Genomic DNA, 1,638 nt, shown 5'->3' with positions numbered 1-1,638 from the left:
GGGTTGGTCAATTTTGGTTGACCACGTCATTCTTCTATTAAATAAGTAAAGTTACCGTTGTTACAACAATATTAAACCACAACAATGTATGGTTTATCCTTTTTCATTATCAAAGTCCAAATTAGTGTTATTACATGCAGTTCTACATGAGTACACCCTAAAGATACTGTTAATATATCACAGGCAATTACGTAATGACACCACTTAAATAAACCTATATGATATGACACCATCTAAATAGACCTAATTAGGCAAAAATGTTCATAAGAGCATATTTACGAGCATCAACTTCTGAGCAAGATGCAAATAGAGCAAAAAGCTCATTAAAAAAATTCGTTTCTGGCTTCAGCAAACGAATTGCTTCTTTTTATATAGAAAATAAATCTGGTAATTCTTTAGATAGACCAGAGCTAATTCGTTTATTGGATGAATCAGAGTCCGGTGATGTTTTGTTAGTTGAATCAATCGATCGTTTAACAAGGCTAAGCCCTGATGATTGGAAAACTCTTGTAGCCTCAATAAATGAAAAAGGAATTAGTGTTGTTAGTTTAGATCTACCAACCAGTCATTTAACATTTGGCAGTTTTCCAAGTGATGATTTTATGAGATCAATACTTAGTGCTATTAATAATATGCTGTTAGAAATATTAGCGGCCAGTGCATATAAAGAATATCGAGAACGTGAACGTAAGCAAAAAGAAGGTATTGTAAAAGCACAGCAAAAGGGACTTTATCACGGTCGTCAGCCTGATTTAGAGGCTCATGATAGGATTGCCTCGTTTACTGAAGCTGGATTTAGTATTAATAAAACGGCTGAAGCAGTTGGAGTTAGTCGAAGTACGGTAATTAGAGTTAGAAAAAAGCTTAAAAACTTAGACTAAGGTTAATTTCGAGGGGATGGGCGCAAAACCCCTTAGAGCAACCTGTCGGACCTAATTGCATCGTGATTTGAATTTGACAGGTTGAGTCCAGACTAATCCAGCTAAGAACATAAGTCTCGGAGCTAATCTAGCTTCTCTCGCTTTTTGAATTCTAGAACGTTGCCTGTTGCCCCGTTGTTTCCACATCGATCATTAACTCAATATGCTTGCATTCTTCAGGCATATGTTCCCACATAGCAACGGTCATTTGGTGCATTCTCACGGCTTGAGACTTTAAGCGTTTTTTATAATCTCCAAGCTTTTCTTCTTTCTTCTCAATTTCTCTCTTAAGCTTTTTGATTTCTTTTTTAGCTTTGTCTAAGTCTTCCTTAGCCTTTATGTGGAGAGGGTGGCCGCGAACCACAGTATCGGACACATTGCTTACTCCATGAACACGATTTGCTTCAGCGCTTTCGATCAGCGCTTTTGTTTCTGGATAGCGCCTGGCCGAGCCATTCGATAACCCCGCTTCTTTCTCAACATTAGAAACAACAATTTTAAGCTTGTTGGCTTTAAGCTTTTGTTTCAACTCTCTGTTAATCGGCTTTTGATGAACAAGCCGCGCCAATGCGTCTCTTAGCTGTCTTTCTGTTGAGCTTAACTCCGCCTTGTCTGTCATGCCTTACGCCTTCCTTGTCGTTTCGATAACCAAATTCAGCACATCTTCTGCAAATTCATACTTTTCATATTCCCCCTGTGTCAGGATAGTTGTCGCCTC

Annotated in this window: 2 protein-coding genes; one reads left to right on the top strand and one right to left on the bottom strand. The window is 38.3% G+C overall.

Annotated features, from left to right (window positions below; all coding sequences use genetic code 11):
• Window positions 1-257: 257 nt before the first annotated feature.
• Entirely contained in the window at window positions 258-881 is a 624-nt protein-coding gene (locus ACX5KA_RS03995) for a recombinase family protein (RefSeq protein ID WP_008467336.1), read from the top strand.
• A gap of 151 nt (window positions 882-1,032) precedes the next feature.
• Here ACX5KA_RS03995 and ACX5KA_RS03990 read toward each other — a convergent pair whose 3' ends face one another.
• The gene (locus ACX5KA_RS03990; protein ID WP_458730475.1) at window positions 1,033-1,539 is read right to left on the bottom strand and encodes a hypothetical protein; all 507 of its coding nucleotides are present in this window, start codon (window positions 1,537-1,539) and stop codon (window positions 1,033-1,035) included.
• Window positions 1,540-1,638: the final 99 nt, after the last annotated feature.

The organism is Alteromonas alvinellae (assembly GCF_902705805.1).
Note: the sequence above shows the minus strand (reverse complement) of the source record. Positions and strands in the feature narration are given on the sequence as shown.

What these genes read in the sequence shown, in the direction of transcription:
- ACX5KA_RS03990 (WP_458730475.1), bottom strand. Translation starts at nt 1,539, where the DNA reads ATGACAGACAAGGCGGAGTTAAGCTCAACAGAAAGACAGCTAAGAGAC.
- ACX5KA_RS03995 (WP_008467336.1), top strand. Translation starts at nt 258, where the DNA reads ATGTTCATAAGAGCATATTTACGAGCATCAACTTCTGAGCAAGATGCA.